Below are 1,062 nucleotides of genomic sequence, written 5' to 3' on the forward strand. Positions count from 1 at the left end.
GTCAGTGGTCAGCGGTCAGCGGTCAGCGGTCAGTGGTCAGTGGTCAGTGGTCAGTGGTCAGCTAACGTAACTCAGATTAAACTAATGCTTACCTGTTGTCTTGATGCAGTCGCTCATGGGGGAAACCCCCAAGACCGCGCTGCATCGCTTATTCAAAAGCTGATTGCTGATTGCTGATTGCTTATAGCTGATTGCTGATTGCTGATTGCTGATTGCTTATAGCTTATAGCTGATTGCTGATTGCTTATAGCTTATAGCTGATTGCTGATTGCTGATTGCTTATAGCTTATAGCTGATTGCTGATTGCTGATTGCTTATAGCTTATAGCTGATTGCTGATTGCTTATAGCTTATAGCTGATTGCTGATTGCTTATAGCTTATAGCTTATAGCTGATTGCTGATTGCTTATAGCTTATAGCTGATTGCTGATTGCTTATAGCTTATAGCTTATAGCTGATTGCTGATTGCTGATTGCTTATAGCTGATTGCTGATTGCTGATTGCTGATTGCTGATTGCTTACGGTCCCAACAGCACCCCTACACCAGTAGCATAATTATGTCCTCAGGTGATTTCCGGGTACCTGATTATAGTCAAAATCTCTGATTATGGGATATAATTAGATGAAACTATTCCGATATTTTTTCTCGTGTCCAGGTAGATTCAGCATTACATGGTGATGGGTTTTACCCAACACTTGATTCTCCTGGATTTCGAGACTTTCTAATTTTTTTAATTCTGAGCAGATGGACTGCGACCCAAAGAAATGCCCCCCATCTCCCATATAAAAAGTAAAGGAGTAAGGTTTCAAGGGTAATGTTTTTTGATAACTAATTATCCGGACATGATATCAAACAGCTTTTAGGAGATGCACCCTGACCACAAGGCAAAAGGTATAGCAGAAGTCAGAAGTCATAAGTCAGAAGTCAGAAGTCAAACTCTTGCGCTTCTTGATGCAGTCGCTCATGGGGGAAACCCCCAAGACCGTAATGGTGCTTTTTCCGTTGGCGAATTAAATTCGCCACGGGTCGCACCTCTGCATCGCTTACAAAGGGTGTGAGACT

Annotated in this window: 1 protein-coding gene; it reads right to left on the reverse strand. The window is 42.4% G+C overall.

Annotated elements, in window-relative coordinates; all coding sequences use genetic code 11:
• Nucleotides 1-617: 617 nt before the first annotated feature.
• On the reverse strand, nucleotides 618-809 hold the full coding sequence (locus F6K37_RS44095) for a hypothetical protein (RefSeq protein ID WP_131827106.1): 192 nt from the start codon (nucleotides 807-809) through the stop codon (nucleotides 618-620).
• Nucleotides 810-1,062 lie beyond the last annotated feature (253 nt).

It is taken from the genome of Moorena sp. SIO4E2 (assembly GCF_010671945.1).
Lineage (GTDB): Bacteria > Cyanobacteriota > Cyanobacteriia > Cyanobacteriales > Coleofasciculaceae > Moorena > Moorena producens.